The following is a 309-nucleotide window of genomic DNA, read 5'->3' as shown; positions in this document are numbered from 1 at the left end:
AATTCCCCTTCTACTGAAGGGACAGGTGTTCTCCCGTATTGTTGACATGCCAGCGGGTCGGGGAAACGTGATCCTGACGTTCACGCTTACGTCCACACGGCATTCGGCAGATATTCCGCCGTATACGTTTGCCAGCGATGTGCAGGTTATGGTGATTAAGAAACAGGCGCTGGGCATCAGCGTGGTCTGAGTGTGTTACAGAGGTTCGTCCGGGAACGGGCGTTTTATTATAAAACAGTGAGAGGTGAACGATGCGTAATGTGTGTATTGCCGTTGCTGTCTTTGCCGCACTTCGGTGACAGTCGAATT

1 protein-coding gene is annotated in these 309 nt (G+C 51.5%); it reads left to right on the top strand.

Annotated features, from left to right (window positions below):
• The coding region (locus tag C8264_RS22435; protein ID WP_205245762.1) for a phage tail tip domain-containing protein at nucleotides 1–190 on the top strand (190 nt) is incomplete at its 5' end.
• Between the last annotated feature and the right edge of the window lie 119 nt (nucleotides 191–309).

Origin of the sequence: Devosia naphthalenivorans, assembly GCF_003056355.1 — a bacterium.
In the GTDB taxonomy this organism is placed as follows: Bacteria; Pseudomonadota; Alphaproteobacteria; order Rhizobiales; family Devosiaceae; genus Devosia; species Devosia naphthalenivorans.
Note: the sequence above shows the minus strand (reverse complement) of the source record. Positions and strands in the feature narration are given on the sequence as shown.